Here is a 19,830-nt window from a genome sequence, read left to right as displayed (position 1 = left end):
CGCCTTTGAAAATAAAATTTCTGCTGAGTGTAGCAAAAAAATGTTTAAATAAGAATTTTTTACGGGTTTTTTGGTTAAAATCATCAAGTATTTATCGCATTTTGGAGGCAAAATGAGCGGTTTTATCGTGGCTAGTTTTATCGTTATTAGCATTATTATAATTGGCTGGTCAGCTCTTGATGCTGTTAAATCAGAAAAAGAAGCCTAAAATATTTACCTTAAGCCCAAATTTTGGGCTTAAAATACTCATTTCACCAAAACGGCTTTTCGTTTTTTAGGCTCTCATAATTTACGCCGTTTATTATTCGTGCTCTACTTGCGTTAAACTCGCCACTTATCAAGCTTCGTTTTGCATCGTATTCAAGTGGTTTAACACCGATAATATCAGCAACCACGTGAATTAAATCATCGCTCATAAAGGCTAAATTTTTAGCTTCATTTAACTTTTGCCAAATATCAGCGTGATTTGCCTTAAACTTATCAGTAGCGATAAAAATAAGCGGAATTTCAAGCACAAAGCGGTTTAGCACACCGTGAGCCCTGACATCTTTTTGCCTAAACATAGTTTCGCCGTGGTCTGAAAGGTAAATTATAACCGCTTCATCATCTTTAAAAATTTTATAAATTTCATCTACGACAAAATCGTTGTAAAAAACACTGTTCAGATAGTGGACTACCGCCCGTTTCTGCTCATCTTTTAGGTTGCTAGGCACATCTTTTATGGTAAATTTTGTAAAATCTTTTGGGTATCGTTGTTCATATTTAAAATGGCTACCCATTAGGTGAATGGCATAAAATTTTAGTTTTTCGTTGCTATTTTTAAATTTTAAAATTTCAGGTAAAAGTTCGCCATCATACGCTTGTCCTTCAAAATTGATTGCTTGACTATACTCATTTGTGAAAAATTGTTCTTTTGCTCTTAGTGATACGCTTTTTGCCACACTAGAAAAAACTCCGCCACCCTGATTACTAATCCACGCTGTTTCATAGCCAACCAAATCAAACATATCAACGATATTTAGGCTATCAAACCAGTTTTGTTTGCTCTCATAGTTACTAAAATTTAAAACCCTTTGTAGTGATGGATTTGTAGCAGTAGCTGGTGCGACTGTGTCGGTAAAAATTATCATTTTTTGCTCATCAAAAAGAGTCTTTAAATTTGGCGTGGTATTAAGATTAAAACCGTAAATTTGCATAAAATCCCTATGCAAACTCTCACCAATTATTAAAACAACATTTTTTATTTTATTATTTGCTTGTATGCCAAAATTTTGCACTTTGGCTTTATCGTATCCTTGCTCAATTTTTCGTAAATTTGCAACCAAATTATCATCTTTAAAATACTCATTTAAAACCAAACCAAACTCAATTACAACGTGTTCTGAAACTTTATTTGTTATTCTGTGGATTTTGTTATTTTTTATATGTTTTATAGAGCTTATGACAAAAGATGCGGTAAAAACTGCGTAAATTACTGAGATTATAATAACTGAGCGTTTACTAAATTCGAGCCACACCCCCCCCCATTTACGAGTTACAAAAAATATAGATAGAGACGCACAAAGCAGGATAAAAAATATAAATTTTATATCAAAAAATTCAGCAAAAAACTCAGTAGTTTCTTTAAAATTTGTATGAAAAATAGCGTCTAAAAGCTCAATATTTATCGTAGTTTTTAAATTTATTAGTAGAAAAATATCTACAAAAACAAAGACAAACACCAAAACTGCATAAATTTTTAAAACAAAATCAAAAAACCTAAATGACAGCAAATACAAAATGTGAAAAATAATAAAATTTAGCAAAAATATCGTGCTAAAACTTCTAAATATATGCATAATAGCTATTCTGTCTGCACCTTCAAAAAAGTAAATTTTATAAATACTAGAGAGATAAACCGTAAAAAGCGTAAGCAAGAATATATTTAAAATAGGTGGTTTTAGTATAGTTATTAAAAATTTTCTCATACAAACCCTATCCAACCAAATCGCCTAAAACTTTTGCAGCGTGATCTTTTGCCTTTACGCTTTTATAAACTTTGGCGATTTTGCCCGTTTTATCAATGACAAATGTCGTTCTTACAATACCTAGATACTCTTTGCCGTAGTTTTTCCTAACCTGCCACACACCATAACTCTTTGCCACCTCTTTATCGGTGTCAGCTAGTAAAATGTGCTTTAAGCTCTGTTTTGTGATGAAATTTGCATGGCTTTTTACGCTATCTGGGCTAATGCCGATAATCACGCTGTCATTCTTGATAAAATCATCATAAAGCCCGCTAAATTCACAAGCCTCGGTAGTGCAACCGGGCGTATTATCCTTTGGATAAAAATACAAAACGACATTTTTACCAACAAAATCTTTTAATGAAACTTTAACCCCATCTTGATTTTCAAGCTCAAAATTTGGGGCCTCATCGCCAGCTTTTAGTGTGACCTTTCTCTCTAAATCAGCCTTGCTAAACTCGCTCATTTGCTCTCCTTTGTGATAGTTTTTACACTCTTGCCACCAATGCCAATACTTTGTGGGCTAAGCGTTTCAATCATCACCATAACGCGTTCTTTTTTCTTACCCAAAACACGCTCCATAACCTCAGTAACCTCAGCGATTACTTGCTCTTTTTGCTCGTCTGTTGGCTCTGGACCAGCTAGTTTTATATTTACATAGGGCATTGATATCCTTTAAAAATTTTGCCTATTTTATAAATTTTTAGCTTTGCTTTAACTTTTAAATTTTAAAATAACCCTAAAATAAAGGAAGTGTTATGGACTACAACAGAGAAGATAAGGGCTTTGTCTGTGCGATTTATAATCTTATGAAAAAGAGAGCGTTTTTTATGATTTTATCATTAATCGCACTTGGTTTGGTGCTAATCTTACACCTTGAATTTGACAATCTTTGCTGTCTAAATATCGCACTCATATCGCCTATGCTTACGATATCGGCAGCACTTTTGTTAATATGCATAAAGCCTAGAAACTTTATCCTGCGACTTGGCGGATTTTTAATCGCTCTTTGTGCGACCTTCATCTCACTACACAAACTAAATGCCATAGAGGCCAATACATTTTACGCGGTTTTAGTGTTTGGTTTTTTACTGCTTGTGTTGCTACTATCTTGGTTTGTTTATAACGCAAGAAGTAGCGAGATAAACGAGCTTTAGCCCTTAAGTAGCGACTTTAAGGTGGCTAAAATTTGCTCCTTGCTACCGACTAAGGTTTTATCAAATTGTGAGCGGTTAAAGGTTCGTTGACGTTTTGCAAGTTGTGCGGTGTGCGTGGATATAAGCTCACGCAACTCATCTTTTGTTGAAATTTTGCCGTCAAAAAACTCCATACACTCTTTTAATCCTATCGAGCTAAAGGGTTTTAGCTCCTTGCCGTATCTCTTAAAAAGCCAGTCGGCCTCATCTAGCAAACCATCATCTAACATCTGATCTGTTCGTAACTTTATACGCTCTCTAAGCTCATCTGTGTCCCATAAAATTTCATAAATTTCTAGACTTTTAATGAGTGGCTCTTTGGTGTTATCCTTTAGCCATTTGCTTGGTTTTGTAGCACAGAATTTATAAATTTGAAACCACTTTTGCAAGCGATATGTATCATTTTGGCTAACTTTTATGGCAAAATCTGGATCGATTTTGGTAACCAAATCATAAATTTGGGCATTATCAGGCGTGTCGCACTTTGGCACATCTGGACTAAGACCGCTTAACATCGCCTTTAGGTAAAATCCGCTGCCACCGGTTATGATGAGCGTTTTATTCTCTTTTTTAGCAATTTCTTTTGAGTGTTTATAAATTTCAAAAAACGCACCGACACTAAAGCTATCATTTGGCTCTATAACATCAATCCCAAAGTGCCTTACTGCCTCTAACTCACTCTTGCTTGGCTTTGCACTAGCAATGTCAATATGCTTATATAACGCTAAGCTGTCAAGGCTTAAAATTACCCCATTAAACTCACTGGCAAGCTCTATCGCAACGGCACTTTTGCCACTAGCAGTGGTGCCTATGATAGCTAACTCTCTCACAAAATACCGCTATAAAGCAAAATTTCATCACTTTGTTCGTTTAAAAGTCCGTTACCAACGACTTTGCCTAAAATTTCAGCCACACTGGCTGCACTTGATAGCTCAAACGCTCCAAAACCAAAGCAAAATATCAAGTTTTCATACACGCTATCCCTGCCAAATATCGGTAACTTAGAGCCAACCACAACATCTCTAAAAGACATATTTAACTCCCTAAGCTCTTTAGTGGAGGTAAAATCTCTAACTCTGTTTAAAATTTCATTTACACTGCTCTTTTCATTGCCCAAAGCATAAATTTTTACACTCTCGTCCTCAGCGATAATGCTTAGCCCCTCACGCACAAAAAATAGCGGATATTCTGGTAAATTTTGGCTTAAAAAGTTTATTTTATAAAGTCTGCTCTTTTTTACTCCAAAGCTAAGTCCCATTTTGTAAATGACAGTTTCGTTGAAATCGCACAGCATAAACTCATCAGCTTCAAAACTAGCACCTTTAAAAACGATATGAGAAACCTTGTCTGCATCAAATTCCACGCTTACTAGCTCATCGTCAAAAACTTTTACGCCCATATTAAAAAGCTCTTTTTCTAAAATTTCTATGAGCCTTTTTACATCAATCGTGCAGTCGTCTGCATTAAGGATACAGTGTCCATTAAAATCGCTAAAAAGTCCGAGGCTATCGCGATTTTGAGTCAAACTAAAAATAGCCTCTGAAGCGTCATTTGTCTTTAAATTTTCAAGGTATTTTTGAAAATGTTTTTCATCACTAAAAAGTGACAATGTGCCATTTTTACTAACTTTTACGCCAAGCTCTTCATAAATTTTCATACTTCTTTGTGCGAGTTTTTTAAGCAAGATTCTATTTTTTGGTAAATTAAAGTGGTTAAAAATTTGCCTAGTACCCCACTTTAAAAACTCATAACTTGGCTCAAAGGTCTGCTTAAATTCGCGAAAAATATTATCAAAAGGCTCTTTAACGGGCAAAATTTCATTGCTTTTTATACTTGTACTATCTCTTACAAGTGTGACGTCTAAGCCATTTTTTGCAAGTTCATAAGCATTTAAAAGTCCTACTATACCACCGCCTACAACTACAATACTGCTCATTTTTTACCTTTCTTAGTTTTTATAAAATTATATCAACATAAATTTAAATTTAAAGCAAAAGAGTGTAAAATCTTATAAAAATTTTATACGGAAAAATATGCAAAAATATATAAAAATTTTAAAAGATATAGGCGAACTTATCGTTTTTAAGCACTCTGTTTTTGCTTTGCCGTTTATCTTTACTGCGATGATTGTAGCAAGTAAACAGGTAAATGACTCGGCTTGGTTTGGGATTAAGTTGCTATTTTTAGGCGTGATTTGTGCTGTAAGTGCTAGGAATTTTGCAATGGCATTTAACCGCTACAAAGATGAGGATATAGATAAGTTAAACCCTCGCACAGCAAGTCGTCCAAGTGTTGACGGTAGGGTAGGAAGACGAAATTTAGAGCTTTTTATCATCGCAAATGCTTTAGTTTTTATATTAACGGCTTATTTTATAAATTCCCTTGCATTTTGGCTTAGTTTTCCAATTTTAGGCGTTTTAGCAGGTTACTCGGTGTTTAAACGCTTTAGTGAGTTAGCTCACCTTGTGCTTGGTTTGTGTCTTGGACTAGCACCGATAGCTGGGGTTGTTGCTGTAACGGGAGAGATTACTATTTGGAGCGTTTTGCTCTGCCTTGGTGTTGTATTTTGGACGGCTGGATTTGACCTGCTTTACTCACTGCAAGATATGGAATTTGACAAAGAGCATAAGCTTTTTAGCATACCTGCTATTTATGGCGAAAAATCTACAATGTTTATCTCGGCAATTTTTCACGCACTAGCCACGCTGTTTTGGCTACTTTTTGTATGGGCGGCGGGGCTTGGATTTAGCGCCTTTTTTGGAGTGATTTTAAGTGCGATTATACTAGTGCAAGAGCATAGGATAGTAAGACGCGATTTTAGCAAGATAGATAGGGCGTTTTTTACACTAAATGGATACATTAGCATACTATTTTTTATATTTATTTTAGTGAGTGTAATATGAGTGAGATTAGACTAATACCTGCTGAACTAAAGCTGGAATTTGAGCGTGACGGAAGCAATGATGAGAGCTTTGCTAGAGAGTTTAATGCAATTACTCAAAATGATGAAGATCCGCTTGGTGCGTGGCTAAAACGTGCCAAAGCAAAAGGCGAAACCAAAGATAGCGATCAAGTTTTACTAACGCTAGTTACAGAGCTACATAGAAAATTTGACGAATTAAACGAGCGTTTAAGCGGCAAAACAAAAGACCGCATAAAGCTTACAGGCAAAGCAGATATAGACTCTGTCGGCTTTGAGTACATACACTCAAACGAAGATGTGTTTGATAAAGATGATGTTTATTATGGCAGGATTACACTGCCTATATTTCCAAAGCGAGTTATGGCGATATATCTTTATGCCATAGATACTAAAACCTGTAAAATAACAAAAATGCACGAAGATGACGAGAGTGACTGGAACGCCTATGTCACGGCTAGAGAGCGCGTGATGATACGTCAAATTCGTGCAAATTCATAAGGACTAGCAATGCAAGATATTTTACTAATCGGCGTTATTGTAGTTTTAGCGATATTTTTTATATTTTTAATCATAAAAGAAAAAGAGTCAAACAGGCGTTTTGATAGATATGAAAAGGCACTTGAAGCCTTAATGCAAAAGAATTTTACGCTACAAAAACAGCTTGATATGCTAGAAAATTTAGATATAAAAAGCACAGACGACATAAACATTAACAGCCTAGAAGAGCGTATAAATCAAAGTGTGCAAACCCAAATAGATAGCAAAATTTCGCCTATATTCTTAGCTCTTAAAAATATCGAAAGTGTGATAGATGATTTTACAAACGAGCAACAAAATAGGATGTTTAACCTAGAAGAACGCACAAGAGAGATAAATAAAATCACGCCAAATAGTCAAAATGAGGACGAGCAGATAGTAAGGCTCTTTAGCGAGGGAAAGAGTATCGAAAATATCGCAAAAGACCTACGTCTTGGGGTTGGCAGGGTCGAGCTGGTGCTTAAACTACATAAATTAGTCTAGCAGACGCAGTACCTCAATGCTATCATTATAAAGCTCATTTTTAGCGTAAATTTCATATTTTCCGGCCCTGACTTCATCTAAAATTATTATAGGGTTTAGGCTCATCTGACCTGAAATTTTCTCACGCAAATCAAGCTCAAACTCCATATCAAACTCGCTTTTTAAAATTTCATCTAAATTTTTATAGCTGTTTTTAGAAATTTCATTGACAAATTCAACCGACACAATCACTACGCCGTCCCTTAAATTTCTAGCGATTTTTTCTTGATTTGATAGGCTAAATTTTACATTTTGGCGTTTGAAATTTGAGTAGGCTAAAAAATGACTTTTTACGGCACTTCCGCCAAATTTTACAACGCCTCTAAGCAGTCTATAATTTAAAATATATTTTCTAAAAAGCTCAAATTTTACCCCAAGCCTCTCGCACTCTCTTACCTGCTCGTACAAAGATAGTCGCTCTTTGATACTGCCTGGCAAAGCACGATCGTATATATCGCTCATAAGCTCGGTGTTAAGCAGTTTTTGTGCCTCTCTTTGCTTACTAAGTCCAAATATACAACCGCAGTAATTTTGATGATAAAGCTTATCTTTTTTTGCCATTTCAAACTGCTCGTTTGTGCCACCATTTATCCTAAAATCAACTGCGTAAATTTCTAAATTTGTCCCCAAAACAGCATTTTTAAGGGCGTTTGTAAGCTGAGTAAAATCCTTTTTTGGGCTCATTAAAAGCGTAGTTGTGATACTTTTATGTCCTAATTGGACCGCTTTTTTTGCACTATTTCCTACCCTAAAATCAAAGCAATACTCACACCTTTTGCCCTTTTCAGGTTCGTTTTCAAGCCCCTTTGTGCCACCAAGCCACGCCTCGTAGTCATATTCACCCATTATAAGTTCAATCCCAAGCTTATCACACGAGCGTTTTACGTCATTAAAACGTAAAACATACTCGCCATAAGGATGAATATTTGGATCGTAAAAATAGCCAACTAATGGCTCATCTGGAAGCTCTTTACGCAAACGCTGTAAAAAATAGTGACTATCAACCGAGCAGCAAATATGAACCAGCATTAATTAATGCAAATTTTCAATATAATTTAGGGCCGAAAGTGCGGCTACTGCACCGTCACCAGCAGCTGATATGACCTGCTTTGGAGCGTCTATGCGAAGATCGCCAGCCGCAAAAAGACCTGGCACGTTTGTTCTCATTTTTAGATCGACTTTAACCTGTCCATTTGAGTCCATTTCGCACAAAAACAAGCCGTCATCTTGCTTTAAAATTCCATTATTCACATCAAGTCCGACAAAGGTAAATACTCCAGGCACTTTTAGGTCGCGTTCGCCATCTTTTGTGTTTAGGATTAGACCGTTAAGCCCAGCATTATCTCCGTAAGCTTCGTTTATTGTCGCACTCGTTATAAACTCAATTTTATCGTTTTTGCGGGCTTTTTCTAACGTCACTGGAGCTGCTCTAAACTCATCTCGGCGGTGGATTAGATAAACTTTTGAGCAGATATTTGCTAGATAAATCGCCTCTTCAACAGCCGTGTCGCCTCCACCAAGAACGGCAACTTCTTTATTTTTATAAAAAAATCCATCGCAAGTTGCACACGTGCTAACGCCTCTGCCAAAGAATTTATCCTCGCCAACAAATCCAGCCCTACGTGGCACCGAACCAGTGCAAACTATCACAGCTTTTGCTATTTGACTCTCGCCATTTTCTATTTTAATTGTAAATGTTTTATCTTGATTTTGCGTGATTTGCACGACATTTGCCCACTTATGAACTAGCCCAAAGTGGCTACATTGCGTCCACCACGTACTCATAAAATCAAATCCGCTCTCGCCAGGATTTTTTTGCCCTGGATAGTTTTCTATCTCAGAACTTCCAGTAATTTGTCCGCCAGGCTCTCCTTTTTCAAACATTACAACATTTTTTAAACCGCCCCTTGTAGCATAAAGTCCGGCACTTAACCCAGCTGGACCACCACCGATAATCGCTAAATCTAACATAATTTTTCCTTTAAAATTTTTCTATTTTTGAATCCTGCTTATAAATTTCATCACTACTTTTTATAAGCTCAACCGAACTTGGAATATGAGTAATATTTAGTGTATTTATAAGCTTTAAAATCGTATTTATATCAGAGCTTACATAGCTCAAACTAGAATTTGTATCATATCTCTTTTGAAACATATCCACCGCTATAATTGGCAAATTTGTATTAGTTTTATCCAAAATTTTACTAAGTGGCATTTGATTTGAACTAAAGACAATCAAAAGATATTTATCATGCTTTGGACTAAAAATATCACTTTTTTCGTAAAAAGTCATCTGCGAAAAATCAACAAATTTGTATTTTGAAAAGCGGTAGTTGTTGTAGGCAAAAACGACGGCAATCATCGCTGCACCTATAAACGAGCCAAAGATATAAGTTAGGGGGAGTAAACTCCTCCTATCTGTTTGTTTCATTAAAGAAGTGAATTAAGCTTATCTGCAAGTGCTTGTTTTGACTGAGCACCTACCATTTGCTCGACTATTTCGCCATTTTTGAAAAATAGCAAGGTTGGAATCGAGCGGATACCAAACTCAACAGCAAGATCTTGCACCTCATCTGTATTAACTTTGCAAATTTTAGCTTTGCCGTCAAACTCTTCAGCAAGCTCATCAATCACTGGAGCAAGCATACGACAAGGTCCACACCAAGGTGCCCAAAAATCTACAAGAGCTACGCCCTCTTTTGCAACATCAAAATTTTCTGATGTAAGTTCTATGTATTTTCCCATTTTTTCTCCTTTATTTTTTAAATGCCAAATTATACATTAAGAATTCTAAATGTTAGCTAAATAATAATTTTTATAAACTAAGATTTCTTATTAAATTAAAATCATCGTTATTTATTACAAGTAGTGAAATTTCAAAATCATAATCTGCTCCGTTTTTTAGCAGGTAAAAATTGATCGTTTTTAAAATTTTAGAGTATTTTTGCCTAGTCAGCCTAAATGTTGCGTCATAGCCAATCCCACTAGCCTTAACCTCTACAAAACAAAGTATATCGTTTTCATCAAGTGCGATTATGTCTATCTCGCCAAACCTAGATCTAAAATTTCGCTCTAAAATTCTAAATCCAAGAGTCTTTAAATACTCACAAGCCCTATCTTCGCTACTTTTGCCAAAAAGATATGAGCTAAGCCTCACTACTGCTCTATTCTCATCATAAAAGGCTCATCTTTTATAAATTCTTGATCTCTTAAAAGGGCTAATACGTGCTTAACATCTGCTTCACGGCTCGTATGAGTCGTAAAAAATAGCGTAGTCATATCGCCATCATCAAAATTTGGAGTTTGTAAAAAACTATCTATGGAGATACTATTTTGACTCATCAAATTTGTAATACAAGCAAGAACTCCGAGCCTATCTTCGACCTTTAGTCTAATATAATAGTGCGTTAAAATTTCATCTTTATCTAAAAGTTTAAGTTCCGATACCGCATTTTGCGTTTTATAGCCAAGCATAGGGGAGCTTATACCACGTGCGATGTCGATTATATCACTTATAACAGCACTTGCGGTTGCTGCTCCACCAGCACCAGCACCATAATACATAGTCTCGCCAACAGCGTTACCTACGATACTTACAGCATTCATCACGCCATCAACCTTAGCTATCATATGATCTTTTGGGACTAGAGTTGGATGAACGCGTAGCTCTACGCCATTTGCGGTTTTTTTAGCGATTGCTAGTAGCTTAATCGTATAACCAAAATCATTAGCAAAATAGATATCAGCGTCGTTTATGCGTTCTATGCCTTCGATTAAAATATCCTCTGGGCGTGCGTTTATACCGTATGCCAAACTAGCTAATATCAAAAGCTTGTGGGCAGCGTCAAAACCTCCAACATCAAATGTCGGATCGGCCTCGGCATAGCCTAAATCTTGTGCCTTTTTTAGAACGTCGCTAAAGTTAGCACCATCACGCATCATCGAAGTTAGTATGTAGTTGCAAGTACCATTTATTATGCCCTTTATGCTCTGTATGTCGTTTGCACTAAGACCCTCGCGAAGCGTTTTTATGATAGGTATGCCACCTGCTACACTAGCCTCAAAGCCAAATGGCGTCTCACCAGCCATATTTGCAAGTTCGTAGCGATAGTATGCTAAAAGTGCTTTATTTGCTGTTACAACTGCCTTTTTGCGTTTTAAAATTTCACTTACAATTTTATAAGGCTCATCAACACCACCCATAAGTTCGACAAAAACATCGATGTCATCACGAGATATTACCGAGTTTATATCGTCTGTTAGCTCAAAATTTACATCGCGTTTTTTGTTTAAATTTCTAACAACGCCAACAACTGGAGTTATATTTTTGCCACTTCTTGCACTGATAAGTTCTGCGTTTTGTATCAGAATTTTAGCAACCTGTTCGCCAACGGTTCCAACACCTAGTATCGCTACTCTCATTATCCCTCTTTTAAAAATTTCTTTATATTTCTTGCGGCTTGACGTATGCGATTTTCATTTTCTATGAGTGCTAAACGCACATAATCATTTCCGCCCTCGCCAAAACCAACACCAGGGCTAACCGCGACACAAGCCTTTGTAAGAAGCTGTTTTGAAAACTCAAGGCTACCAAGATGAGAAAATTTCGGTGGCAGTTTTGCCCAAATAAACATACTAGAGCTTGGCTTATTCATCTTCCAACCAGCATTTTCAAATGCGTCTAACATCACGTCACGGCGTTTTTCATAAATTTGCCTTATCTCCTCAACACAGCTCTGGTCACTATCAAGCGCTATAGTAGCTGCAACTTGAATAGGGGTAAACATACCATAATCCACCCACGATTTTATCTTTTTTAAAGCCGCACAAAGACGCTTATTTCCACACATAAAACCGACACGCCAACCAGCCATATTATAGCTTTTTGAGAGTGTATAGCACTCAACAGCCACATCTTTTGCTCCGTCAACCTCAAAAATGCTTGGGGTTTTATAACCATCAAAGGTTAAATCCGCATAAGCAATATCTGAGATAATGTAAAATCTCTCTTTCTTTGACATGGCAACAAGACGCTCATAAAAGCTCTTGCAAACAGTGACGGTTGTTGGATTGTGCGGGAAATTTACTACCACAAATTTTGGCTTTGGTGTGCTTGAGTGTATCGTATGCTCTAAATTTTCAAAGAATTTGTTCTCATCAAGCTCAAATTTTTCATTATAAACAAGTGGCATTTTTGCAACACTTGCTCCGGCAAATAAAAACGCCTGTGTATGTATCGGATATGCAGGATCTGGCACGACGGCTATATCGCCTGGATTTACTACGGCTTGAACTAGATGTATAAAGCCCTCTTTTGAGCCCATTACAGCAACTGCTTCGGTTTCTGGGTCTAAATTTACATCATATTTTCTCTTATACCAATTACAAATCGCAAGACGAAGCTTGTAAATTCCAGCACTTGCTGAGTAACCGTGAGTTTTATCCTTCCCAGCACTCTCACAAAGTTTATCAACTATGTGTTGCGGGGTGCGACCCTCTGGATTTCCCATAGAAAAATCGATGATATCCTCACCAGCACGTCTGGCTGCCATTTTTATGGCATTTACTTCGGCAAATACGTAATTTGGAAGCCTTTCAATGGTATTAAAACGAATTTCATCAAACATTTTTCACCTTTCTGGTGTTAGCAAAAGCCCACCTTTAATATTATTCATATCCACGCTATCGCCTATTAGCAGGTATTTTATCCCTGTTAAATCAAGCTTAAGCTCCCTTGCGACTTCATCTTTTTTAATTTGAAAAATTTGATTTAAATTTCTATCATACCCATAAATAAGTGGTAGCCAAGTGCTGTTTTGGGCAGGTTTTATCAATAAATTTGGTACCCTATCTACGCCTATAAAATAAGCGGAATTTGTTCTATCTAATTTGCTTTGAGTATCTATTTGAATCTGAGTGACATCAAGGCGTATGTCCGAGCTATCAAGCACGATATAAACACTGTCACTTTCACGCTCTAAGGTTTTTATGACTAAACCATTTTTAGCCAAAGCCTCTTTTAGCTCAGCCACATCAACTCCGCCATCCTTTTGCACACTTAGCCCATAAATCACACCGTTTTCTAAATTTAGCTCATTTACGTTTGTGACATTTGCGTTTAAATTTTCAATGCTAATTAAAATCGCCTTTACAAATAGCTTTGCACTCGGTGTATTGTCTGTCTTAAAGGTAAAACTCTCAACTTCGCTACCAAAAAGGCAAGAGAGCAAGGATACCAAAAGTGCGGCTTTTTTTACCACGATTTACCTTTGTTTAATCCAACAAATTCATCGTAACTAAGAGATCTAACCTCTCCATTTTGCACTAAAAATCTAACAGCCCTATTTGGATCAAATTTCAAGGTTTGTGTTTTTGAGCGAAGCTCGATGTTGCCATTGCCAAAAACAACCAGCCACCTACCAGTCGTATCTATATCGTAGCTTTCACTACTTGTTTTTGAACTTTTTTTGCCACTATTTAAATCTATAAAACCAGCCCAAATACTAGCACGTGGAGCAAATGTAACACTAGGGGCTTTTAGCAAAAATTTGCCCAAATCGGCTTGATGTGTTTGGGTAGAATTTGCCTCGCTGGTTAAATTTTTATCTTTTGCCAACGGCTCTGGCGTATTTAATAGGGGTAGTGTGGAATTTGTATCGCTTGAGTTTTGCTCTAAAGATTTTGGCGTGATAGATATTTGAATGCTTGTATTTTCATCCTTTTTGATGATGACTGAGGTTGTGTTTTGCTCTACGACGTTCATATTCTTCTTCACCTCTTGCACGACGCTAGTGGTCGAATAGCTAGCACTCGCATTTTCATCATCAAAAATTTTAGGCAACTGCTCTATGTATTTGTGTGCGTCAAAATAGTAAGCAAGTCCAAAAAACATCGCCATAATAAACAACCAAAGTACCCAGCCAAGCACACCTCCGCTGACTTTTTTAGCTGGTTCACCATTTGCTGTATAGGCTGGAATTTTCGGATTTACCTTTGGTTTTTTGCCGTCATCAACAAAATTTTGTTTTTTATACTCATTAAATTCTAAAAACCAGGACTCAAAGTCTATGCCATACTCTCGCTCAATGATTTTTATATATCCTTTGACATTAAGCCTAAGCAATTTATCAAAGTCTTTATTGATGATATACTGCAAAAATTCAGGCTCAATATGCGTCTTTCTCGCAACCTCTTTTAGTCCAACCTCTTTTAAAATATTTAAATCATTCATTTATAATCCTATCACAAATTATCGCAAACGCAACGCTTACATTTAGCGAGTCAAAGTCGTTTTTTAGCCTTATACCAATACACTCATCGGCTTTTTGAGTGGCTTTATTTGGTAGCCCCTCGCCCTCACTACCCATTAAAAGTGCGATTTTATCATTAAATTTTATCTCGCTCACGCTTTTACCGCCTTTTGCCGTGGCATAAATGCCAAAACCAATCTGTTTTAGCTCATTTATAAGGCTAAGTCCGTCATCAAAAACAGCTATTGGTAGCTCATAAGCAGCACCGCTACTAGTGCGTAAAATCCCCTCAATGTTTGCATTTTTAGCCACTAGCACAATACCTTGGCAACCTAGTGCGTAGGCTGAGCGAATGATAGCACCGATATTGCCCACATCGCTAACCCCCCAAAGCAAAGCGATAAAATTTAGCTTTTTTAGCTCACTAACATCTGCAAATTTAAACTCGCTTACCTTGGCTAAAAATCCTTGATGATTTCCGCCGTGAGCGAGTGCTTGTGCCTTTTGGTTATCAACGCGTAAAATTTTCACTCCAACACGCGCAATGCGTGAAAATAACGCCTTATCGCACTCTTTTGCAAGATAAATTTCTTCTATCTTTTTTGGGTGCTTGTCTAAAATGTGTAAAAATAGCTGTTTTCCGTAAATTATCATCTCGTGATGATAGCAAAAAGCAAGTAAAAACTAACTTATTTTATTATTTTATTGTAGATTTTTTTGACATCTTCGCCAGTTATTTTACTTAGCAATTTTGCCTTGATTTTGGGTGGAATTTCTAATTGGTTTATCTCATCAATCGTGATTTTTTGTGTGCTTAAATTTTGACTTTTATCAACGACAACGCACCACTCTCCGTTTAAATTCGCATTTTTTAGCTCATCTAGCAAGGCTTTTGGGGTATTTTTAAACTTTGCTTCAAATTTTTTTGTCGCCTCTTTTATGGCAAAAATTTGTCTATTTTCATCAATTTTTAAAATTTCATCAATCAACGAGATTATGCGTTTTGGGCTCTCATAAATCACGCAAGGATAGGCGTTATTTAGGGCGTTTTGGATTGCGAGGACTCTATCTTTGCCAGTGTTTGGCAAAAATCCTAAAAATATAAATTCCTTATCCACCAAACCACTTGCGACAACTGCTAAGAGTGCTGCGTTTGCTCCGCTTAAAATTTCATACTCAATGCCGTTTTTTAAAGCATATCTAACCAAGCTAACGCCGGGGTCGCTAATGCCGGGCATGCCAGCGTCGCTTATGTAGGCAACATTTTTACTAAAAAAATCGGTGTCTAAATTTTTAAAAAACTCACTCTCGTTGTGTGTGTGAAGTGAGATAAAATTTTTAATTTTTATATCGGCATTAAAACGTTCGTTTAGTAGATTTATTAGGGATTTGCTAACTCTTGTATCCTCGCAAAGTGCTATCTCGCAATCACGCAAAATTTCAAGTGCGTGAAGCGAGATATCCTTTAAATTGCCTATTGGCGTGGGGATAAAATATATCAAATTTTATTTTAAAGCGTATTTTTTCTTAAATTTCTCAACTCTACCAGCACTATCTACGATTTTTTCGCTACCGGTAAAAAATGGGTGGCACTCAGAGCAGATATCAACTCTGATCTCGCTTTTGTTTGAAGCAGTTTTAAATGTGTTTCCACAAGCACAAGTTACGACGCACTCAACGTATTCTGGGTGGATCTCTTTTTTCATAATCTTTCCTTTTTGGTGTTTTATAAGCTATAATTTAGGTAAGGCGTGATTATACATTAACAAATATAAATTTAGGCTAAAAATTTACTAGCAACGGCGGTTATAGCAGTTTGTGATTTTAGTATATTTTTACTTTTTAGCCCAAAACTACGCCTGATTTTAGCCACCTCATCACTACTAAAACCGCCCTCAGCACCGATAAAAAGTAGCTCATTTTTATAATTTTCTAAACTCTCGCCGTCAAAATTTATCATCGCAACATTGCTGTAATTTGCCAAAAATTCATCAACACTTTTATAAATTTCAAACTCCATTAAGCTATCTCGCCCACACTGCTCGCAAGATAACGCACAAATTCGCCTAAACCTTTCTAAATCTAGCCTAAAATCGCCCTGTGAAAATTTCGTATAAACAAAGATTAGCTTACCAACTCCAAGTTCGTTTAAAAATGGCAGGGTTTTTTCAATCGTTTTTGGATCAACAACAGCCCAAGCCACGCTAAAATCATAGCTCTCACGCTCGTTTAAACTAGCAAAAACAAGCTCTAAATCAGCACTTTTTCGCTCAATTTGCTTAATTTCATAAAGGTATTTTTTGCCGTCTTTTAAATTTCTTACTTCAAGTCTGTCGCCGATTTTAACTCGCCTTGCCTTTAAGTGTAAAAACGGCTCATTTTGCACCAAAAGTCGCTCATCGCCAGCGTTTTTATCGTATAAAAATTGCATTAGCTAAGTCCAGCAAAAAGGATTAAAAAAATCTCGGCAATACCCTGAAAAAGGGCAAATTTTCTAAATTTAAACAGCTCTTTTTGCCTTGCATAAATTTTTAGCCGTTTAAAGCCAACCGCACTTAGGGCGATTAGTAAAACAACAGCTAAAATCATACGCAAAATTCGCTCTGAAATACCAAAATTTAGAGCTGATAAAAGCAAAAGTCCGCTAAAAATAATGACTGCTAAAATTGCGTGATAGATTGGCAAAAAGTAGCGAATTCTTAGCACGTAATTTTTGGTATTTAGCCCAAACTGCGTAAGAATAAGATAGATCGCAACTAGCGTTAAAAGCAGGTGCATTGTGCCACTATGAATTGGCAGGGCTTGTGCGTAAAGTGGGGCTAGGTTTTCGTTCATTGTCCGCCTTCAATTACTGGTTCTGGTGGAAAATTTTCATCAATTGTCGTGTTCGTTTCGCTTTGTGAGATTGGCACGTCAGCTGGGATTGTTTCGCTTTGCTCCACGATTTGTGGCTTTTCATCGCTACACGCGCTAAAAAATAGCACAAAAAGCGTGAGAATTTTAAAAATTTGAGCCATTAAACGTCCTTTGGATTTACTATTTCATCTTTAAATTTTATCTTTTCAAAGAGTTTTTTATCCTCCCACTCGCTAATTATTGCGTCTGAAAAGATGATTTCATTTAGATTTATTTCGCCCATTTTAGCGTTATAAGCGTCCTCTTTAAAGCACTGGGCGTAGCCGGTGTCGGTTTCGTGGATTATGACGCTGTGAATTTTCACATCTCTTTCGCCGTTTTGCATTTTTGTAGCACTAAGTAGCCTATCAATGATGACAAAAAAAATCCTGCAAAACTGCTCAGCAGATGGATTTAACGGGATCTCTATCCAACGCTCTGAGTGCTTTTTTAGGTCATTTTTATACTCATCATTGTCGCCTGAAAATATCGTCGTGGCGTGGTCAAAGCTGTCAATTATGCACTTAATGCCTTGCTTCATCAGCCCAAAATCATAAACCATACCAGCGTTATCAAGGTAGTTTGAGCTTAGCAAAATTTCAGCCTTGTAGCTATGTCCGTGAATGCTGGTCCTGCACCTTTTTGAGCTACAATCCCTAACTATGTGTGCGTTTTCAAATTTAAACATTTTTCTAATAATCATTAAACACCCTCTTTTTTATCCCAAAGTCTAATGTGAAGCCTATCTGAGTAGCAAAAGCCCTTAGCTATCGCTATTTGTGCTACTTTTAAGGCATTTTTTTCAAGCTCGTTAATATCTGCCCCCATTGGCATTAGCCAAACCTCATTTTGTGCGATTTTTAAAATTTCATCAATCTGGCTAAGCTCATTTTCATCGCCACGAAGCACGAATTTATAAAAGCACTTTGCATTTTTGCTTATCGCTTTTATCGCCTCTGTTTTTATGCGTTTTGCCCTGCTTTCGCCGCTATTTTCTAGCTTTACGCTCATTGCAAAAATACACTTTTTATAAATGCCAAATTTAGCAAAATCAACTTTTATCGTGGCGTTTGTTTCAAACTGAACGATAAAATTTTGCTTGATTAAACGCTCTAAAACTTCAAGTAAAATTTCATTTTTATGATGAATTAACGGCTCTCCGCCAGTAATTACAATTATCGGCTTAGTGCCTAAATTTTCACATTTTTGATAAATTAGGTTCATAATCTCATCAGCATTTTTATACTTTTTAGCACTAAAATGCGACTTAAAAACTGCCCTAATTGTATCACAACCAGTTAAAATTTCGTTCGTTTTTGGCGAAATTTGCTTTACATTAAAGCCAAAGCAGTTTAGATTGCACCCAAAAAGGCGGATAAAAATGGCCAAATGCCCCTGAAATTTACCTTCGCCTTGAATGCTTAAAAAACTCTCAACAGCCTCAAGCATTAGCCACCCGTTTGATAAAACGCACGGCTTGAAGTTTCGTTTTTTTCGCCAAGCTCCCACTTGTTTTTCTCTGGCTTATTGGCTAAAACCTTGCGTAAAATTTCACTAGCCCCCACGATATCGCCCTTTCTAACGGCGTCTTTAATACTCATCGCATCTTCAAAATAAAGGCAAGGGATTAAAAAGCCCTCGGCGGTTAGGCGAATTCTATTGCAACTCTCGCAAAAATCGTGCTTGTGTGGGTCAATAATGCCAAATGTGTAGCCATCACTTAGCGTGTAAAGGCTAGCCGGTGCATTTGGCAACTTCTCATCTTTTTTAAACTCATATTTTGAGGCGATTATGCTTAAAATTTCATCTGATTTTAGCCCTTTTAGCTCATCGTTTGCGTGGTGATTTTCCATATATTCAATAAATCTAATCTGGCAATTTCTAAATTTTGCAAATTCCAGCAGATTAATGATCTCATCGTCATTTACGCCCTTTAAGGCAACGGTGTTTAGCTTAACTTTTAATCCCACATCAATTGCTGTCTCAAACCCTGCTAAAACTTCGTGCAGGACGCTTTTTTGAGCGATTTGCTCGGCAACTTTTGGCTTTAAACTATCAAGCGACATATTTATGCGTTTTAGCCCTGCATCTTTTAAATTTTTTGCGTAGTGACGAAGCATAAAGCCGTTTGTAGTAAGTGCTAAATCAATATCTGGTTTATAGTCGTTTATCATCTTTATAAACTGGTCTAAATCCTTACGCAAAAGTGGCTCTCCGCCAGTTAGACGAATTTTTTTCACACCGCCGTCAATGGCAACTTTTACAAATAAAAATAGCTCCTCAAAACTAAGCAAATTCTCTTTTGGTATCCATTCAAATGGGGTTTTTGGCATACAATATCTACAACGAAAATTGCAACGCTCAGTTACAGAAATCCTCAAATAATCAACAACTCGTCCGTATCCATCTACTAACACGTTCTCTCCCTTGAGTCGATTCTAAATACAGCAAATTATAAGGTAAAATTTTTAAAGATAAATAAAATTGCGATTAATGATAGA

The 19,830-nt window shown here is 36.7% G+C and carries 27 protein-coding genes; 4 read left to right on the top strand and 23 right to left on the bottom strand.

Annotated elements, in window-relative coordinates:
* Positions 1–251: 251 nt before the first annotated feature.
* Genes CMCT_RS00625 through CMCT_RS00615 form a run of 3 tightly spaced genes read right to left on the bottom strand, consistent with a single transcriptional unit; the run spans position 252 to position 2,672 of the window.
* Positions 252–1,967 carry a phosphoethanolamine transferase gene (locus tag CMCT_RS00625; protein WP_034968820.1) on the bottom strand — a complete coding sequence of 572 codons (1,716 nt, stop codon included), beginning with the start codon at positions 1,965–1,967 and terminating at the stop codon, positions 252–254.
* 7 nt (positions 1,968–1,974) lie between these two features.
* On the bottom strand, positions 1,975–2,472 hold the full coding sequence (bcp, locus tag CMCT_RS00620) for a thioredoxin-dependent thiol peroxidase (protein ID WP_034968818.1): 498 nt from the start codon (positions 2,470–2,472) through the stop codon (positions 1,975–1,977).
* Complete coding sequence (locus CMCT_RS00615; protein ID WP_034968816.1) at positions 2,469–2,672, bottom strand: tautomerase family protein; 204 nt, start codon at positions 2,670–2,672, stop codon at positions 2,469–2,471. The genes bcp and CMCT_RS00615 overlap by 4 nt, the downstream gene beginning before the upstream one ends.
* Positions 2,673–2,764: 92 nt before the next feature.
* On the opposite strand from CMCT_RS00615, the gene CMCT_RS00610 reads away from it, so the two are divergent.
* Entirely contained in the window at positions 2,765–3,163 is a 399-nt protein-coding gene (locus CMCT_RS00610) for a hypothetical protein (protein ID WP_034968814.1), read from the top strand.
* On the opposite strand, the gene miaA is transcribed toward CMCT_RS00610, so the two are convergent.
* Complete coding sequence (miaA, locus tag CMCT_RS00605; protein ID WP_034968811.1) at positions 3,160–4,032, bottom strand: tRNA (adenosine(37)-N6)-dimethylallyltransferase MiaA; 873 nt, start codon at positions 4,030–4,032, stop codon at positions 3,160–3,162. The genes CMCT_RS00610 and miaA overlap by 4 nt on opposite strands.
* Positions 4,029–5,138 carry an FAD-dependent oxidoreductase gene (locus CMCT_RS00600; RefSeq protein ID WP_034968809.1) on the bottom strand — a complete coding sequence of 370 codons (1,110 nt, stop codon included), beginning with the start codon at positions 5,136–5,138 and terminating at the stop codon, positions 4,029–4,031. The genes miaA and CMCT_RS00600 overlap by 4 nt, the downstream gene beginning before the upstream one ends.
* A gap of 97 nt (positions 5,139–5,235) precedes the next feature.
* Here CMCT_RS00600 and mqnP point away from each other — a divergent pair, with 97 nt between their 5' ends.
* From mqnP to CMCT_RS00585, 3 genes are read left to right on the top strand one after another with little or no spacing between them, the layout of a single operon-like run.
* Positions 5,236–6,105 carry a menaquinone biosynthesis prenyltransferase MqnP gene (mqnP, locus tag CMCT_RS00595; protein ID WP_034968807.1) on the top strand — a complete coding sequence of 290 codons (870 nt, stop codon included), beginning with the start codon at positions 5,236–5,238 and terminating at the stop codon, positions 6,103–6,105.
* Positions 6,102–6,623 (top strand): hypothetical protein, encoded by a 522-nt coding sequence (locus CMCT_RS00590; protein ID WP_034968805.1) that lies wholly within the window; start codon positions 6,102–6,104, stop codon positions 6,621–6,623. The genes mqnP and CMCT_RS00590 overlap by 4 nt, the downstream gene beginning before the upstream one ends.
* A gap of 9 nt (positions 6,624–6,632) precedes the next feature.
* Positions 6,633–7,145, top strand: a complete 513-nt coding sequence (locus CMCT_RS00585) for a DUF6115 domain-containing protein (protein WP_034968803.1) — start codon at positions 6,633–6,635, stop codon at positions 7,143–7,145.
* Here CMCT_RS00585 and CMCT_RS00580 read toward each other — a convergent pair.
* The 18 genes from CMCT_RS00580 to moaA form a co-directional block, all read right to left on the bottom strand.
* Positions 7,137–8,213: an epoxyqueuosine reductase QueH gene (locus CMCT_RS00580; protein ID WP_176324964.1), complete on the bottom strand. Its 1,077-nt coding sequence runs from the start codon at positions 8,211–8,213 to the stop codon at positions 7,137–7,139. The two genes, CMCT_RS00585 and CMCT_RS00580, sit on opposite strands and share 9 nt — an antisense overlap.
* Before the next feature lie 3 nt (positions 8,214–8,216).
* Complete coding sequence (locus CMCT_RS00575; RefSeq protein WP_034968800.1) at positions 8,217–9,155, bottom strand: NAD(P)/FAD-dependent oxidoreductase; 939 nt, start codon at positions 9,153–9,155, stop codon at positions 8,217–8,219.
* Positions 9,156–9,165: 10 nt separating this feature from the next.
* Positions 9,166–9,615 (bottom strand): hypothetical protein, encoded by a 450-nt coding sequence (locus CMCT_RS00570; protein ID WP_034968797.1) that lies wholly within the window; start codon positions 9,613–9,615, stop codon positions 9,166–9,168.
* On the bottom strand, positions 9,615–9,929 hold the full coding sequence (gene trxA / locus CMCT_RS00565) for a thioredoxin (RefSeq protein WP_034968794.1): 315 nt from the start codon (positions 9,927–9,929) through the stop codon (positions 9,615–9,617). Before trxA ends, CMCT_RS00570 begins: the two co-directional genes overlap by 1 nt.
* A 70-nt stretch (positions 9,930–9,999) precedes the next feature.
* Entirely contained in the window at positions 10,000–10,341 is a 342-nt protein-coding gene (locus tag CMCT_RS00560; protein WP_034968793.1) for a YraN family protein, read from the bottom strand.
* Positions 10,341–11,606 (bottom strand): homoserine dehydrogenase, encoded by a 1,266-nt coding sequence (locus tag CMCT_RS00555; RefSeq protein ID WP_034968791.1) that lies wholly within the window; start codon positions 11,604–11,606, stop codon positions 10,341–10,343. The genes CMCT_RS00560 and CMCT_RS00555 overlap by 1 nt, the downstream gene beginning before the upstream one ends.
* Complete coding sequence (locus tag CMCT_RS00550; protein ID WP_169752630.1) at positions 11,606–12,811, bottom strand: LL-diaminopimelate aminotransferase; 1,206 nt, start codon at positions 12,809–12,811, stop codon at positions 11,606–11,608. Before CMCT_RS00550 ends, CMCT_RS00555 begins: the two co-directional genes overlap by 1 nt.
* Positions 12,812–12,814: 3 nt before the next feature.
* Positions 12,815–13,444 (bottom strand): hypothetical protein, encoded by a 630-nt coding sequence (locus CMCT_RS00545; RefSeq protein WP_034968790.1) that lies wholly within the window; start codon positions 13,442–13,444, stop codon positions 12,815–12,817.
* A complete protein-coding gene (locus CMCT_RS00540) occupies positions 13,438–14,415 on the bottom strand; it encodes a helix-turn-helix domain-containing protein (RefSeq protein ID WP_034968788.1) in 978 nt (325 codons plus the stop codon). Before CMCT_RS00540 ends, CMCT_RS00545 begins: the two co-directional genes overlap by 7 nt.
* Positions 14,408–15,088: a 23S rRNA (guanosine(2251)-2'-O)-methyltransferase RlmB gene (gene rlmB / locus CMCT_RS00535; protein WP_034968781.1), complete on the bottom strand. Its 681-nt coding sequence runs from the start codon at positions 15,086–15,088 to the stop codon at positions 14,408–14,410. The genes CMCT_RS00540 and rlmB overlap by 8 nt, the downstream gene beginning before the upstream one ends.
* A 35-nt stretch (positions 15,089–15,123) precedes the next feature.
* Positions 15,124–15,936, bottom strand: a complete 813-nt coding sequence (gene rsmI, locus CMCT_RS00530; RefSeq protein WP_034968779.1) for a 16S rRNA (cytidine(1402)-2'-O)-methyltransferase — start codon at positions 15,934–15,936, stop codon at positions 15,124–15,126.
* A gap of 3 nt (positions 15,937–15,939) precedes the next feature.
* A complete protein-coding gene (gene rpmE, locus CMCT_RS00525) occupies positions 15,940–16,140 on the bottom strand; it encodes a 50S ribosomal protein L31 (RefSeq protein ID WP_034968772.1) in 201 nt (66 codons plus the stop codon).
* Positions 16,141–16,211: 71 nt separating this feature from the next.
* Positions 16,212–16,865 carry a 16S rRNA (uracil(1498)-N(3))-methyltransferase gene (locus CMCT_RS00520; protein ID WP_034968770.1) on the bottom strand — a complete coding sequence of 218 codons (654 nt, stop codon included), beginning with the start codon at positions 16,863–16,865 and terminating at the stop codon, positions 16,212–16,214.
* Complete coding sequence (locus CMCT_RS00515; protein ID WP_034968769.1) at positions 16,865–17,269, bottom strand: hypothetical protein; 405 nt, start codon at positions 17,267–17,269, stop codon at positions 16,865–16,867. Before CMCT_RS00515 ends, CMCT_RS00520 begins: the two co-directional genes overlap by 1 nt.
* On the bottom strand, positions 17,266–17,451 hold the full coding sequence (locus tag CMCT_RS00510) for a hypothetical protein (protein ID WP_034968767.1): 186 nt from the start codon (positions 17,449–17,451) through the stop codon (positions 17,266–17,268). The genes CMCT_RS00515 and CMCT_RS00510 overlap by 4 nt, the downstream gene beginning before the upstream one ends.
* A complete protein-coding gene (locus tag CMCT_RS00505) occupies positions 17,451–18,032 on the bottom strand; it encodes a 6-pyruvoyl trahydropterin synthase family protein (RefSeq protein WP_034968766.1) in 582 nt (193 codons plus the stop codon). The genes CMCT_RS00510 and CMCT_RS00505 overlap by 1 nt, the downstream gene beginning before the upstream one ends.
* Positions 18,032–18,778, bottom strand: a complete 747-nt coding sequence (locus CMCT_RS00500; protein ID WP_176324963.1) for a 7-carboxy-7-deazaguanine synthase QueE — start codon at positions 18,776–18,778, stop codon at positions 18,032–18,034. The genes CMCT_RS00505 and CMCT_RS00500 overlap by 1 nt, the downstream gene beginning before the upstream one ends.
* Positions 18,778–19,746, bottom strand: coding sequence for a GTP 3',8-cyclase MoaA (gene moaA, locus CMCT_RS00495; protein ID WP_034970223.1), 969 nt, complete (start codon positions 19,744–19,746; stop codon positions 18,778–18,780). The genes CMCT_RS00500 and moaA overlap by 1 nt, the downstream gene beginning before the upstream one ends.
* Positions 19,747–19,830 lie beyond the last annotated feature (84 nt).

Source organism: Campylobacter mucosalis, from assembly GCF_013372205.1.
Lineage (GTDB): Bacteria > Campylobacterota > Campylobacteria > Campylobacterales > Campylobacteraceae > Campylobacter_A > Campylobacter_A mucosalis.
This window is presented reverse-complemented; position numbering and strand designations above follow the sequence as displayed.

What these genes read in the sequence shown, in the direction of transcription:
- CMCT_RS00625 (WP_034968820.1), bottom strand. Translation starts at nt 1,967, where the DNA reads ATGAGAAAATTTTTAATAACTATACTAAAACCACCTATTTTAAATATA.
- bcp (WP_034968818.1), bottom strand. Translation starts at nt 2,472, where the DNA reads ATGAGCGAGTTTAGCAAGGCTGATTTAGAGAGAAAGGTCACACTAAAA.
- CMCT_RS00615 (WP_034968816.1), bottom strand. Translation starts at nt 2,672, where the DNA reads ATGCCCTATGTAAATATAAAACTAGCTGGTCCAGAGCCAACAGACGAG.
- CMCT_RS00610 (WP_034968814.1), top strand. Translation starts at nt 2,765, where the DNA reads ATGGACTACAACAGAGAAGATAAGGGCTTTGTCTGTGCGATTTATAAT.
- CMCT_RS00600 (WP_034968809.1), bottom strand. Translation starts at nt 5,138, where the DNA reads ATGAGCAGTATTGTAGTTGTAGGCGGTGGTATAGTAGGACTTTTAAAT.
- mqnP (WP_034968807.1), top strand. Translation starts at nt 5,236, where the DNA reads ATGCAAAAATATATAAAAATTTTAAAAGATATAGGCGAACTTATCGTT.
- CMCT_RS00590 (WP_034968805.1), top strand. Translation starts at nt 6,102, where the DNA reads ATGAGTGAGATTAGACTAATACCTGCTGAACTAAAGCTGGAATTTGAG.
- CMCT_RS00585 (WP_034968803.1), top strand. Translation starts at nt 6,633, where the DNA reads ATGCAAGATATTTTACTAATCGGCGTTATTGTAGTTTTAGCGATATTT.
- CMCT_RS00580 (WP_176324964.1), bottom strand. Translation starts at nt 8,213, where the DNA reads ATGCTGGTTCATATTTGCTGCTCGGTTGATAGTCACTATTTTTTACAG.
- CMCT_RS00575 (WP_034968800.1), bottom strand. Translation starts at nt 9,155, where the DNA reads ATGTTAGATTTAGCGATTATCGGTGGTGGTCCAGCTGGGTTAAGTGCC.
- CMCT_RS00570 (WP_034968797.1), bottom strand. Translation starts at nt 9,615, where the DNA reads ATGAAACAAACAGATAGGAGGAGTTTACTCCCCCTAACTTATATCTTT.
- trxA (WP_034968794.1), bottom strand. Translation starts at nt 9,929, where the DNA reads ATGGGAAAATACATAGAACTTACATCAGAAAATTTTGATGTTGCAAAA.
- CMCT_RS00555 (WP_034968791.1), bottom strand. Translation starts at nt 11,606, where the DNA reads ATGAGAGTAGCGATACTAGGTGTTGGAACCGTTGGCGAACAGGTTGCT.
- CMCT_RS00550 (WP_169752630.1), bottom strand. Translation starts at nt 12,811, where the DNA reads ATGTTTGATGAAATTCGTTTTAATACCATTGAAAGGCTTCCAAATTAC.
- CMCT_RS00540 (WP_034968788.1), bottom strand. Translation starts at nt 14,415, where the DNA reads ATGAATGATTTAAATATTTTAAAAGAGGTTGGACTAAAAGAGGTTGCG.
- rlmB (WP_034968781.1), bottom strand. Translation starts at nt 15,088, where the DNA reads ATGATAATTTACGGAAAACAGCTATTTTTACACATTTTAGACAAGCAC.
- rpmE (WP_034968772.1), bottom strand. Translation starts at nt 16,140, where the DNA reads ATGAAAAAAGAGATCCACCCAGAATACGTTGAGTGCGTCGTAACTTGT.
- CMCT_RS00520 (WP_034968770.1), bottom strand. Translation starts at nt 16,865, where the DNA reads ATGCAATTTTTATACGATAAAAACGCTGGCGATGAGCGACTTTTGGTG.
- CMCT_RS00515 (WP_034968769.1), bottom strand. Translation starts at nt 17,269, where the DNA reads ATGAACGAAAACCTAGCCCCACTTTACGCACAAGCCCTGCCAATTCAT.
- CMCT_RS00510 (WP_034968767.1), bottom strand. Translation starts at nt 17,451, where the DNA reads ATGGCTCAAATTTTTAAAATTCTCACGCTTTTTGTGCTATTTTTTAGC.
- CMCT_RS00505 (WP_034968766.1), bottom strand. Translation starts at nt 18,032, where the DNA reads ATGATTATTAGAAAAATGTTTAAATTTGAAAACGCACACATAGTTAGG.
- CMCT_RS00500 (WP_176324963.1), bottom strand. Translation starts at nt 18,778, where the DNA reads ATGCTTGAGGCTGTTGAGAGTTTTTTAAGCATTCAAGGCGAAGGTAAA.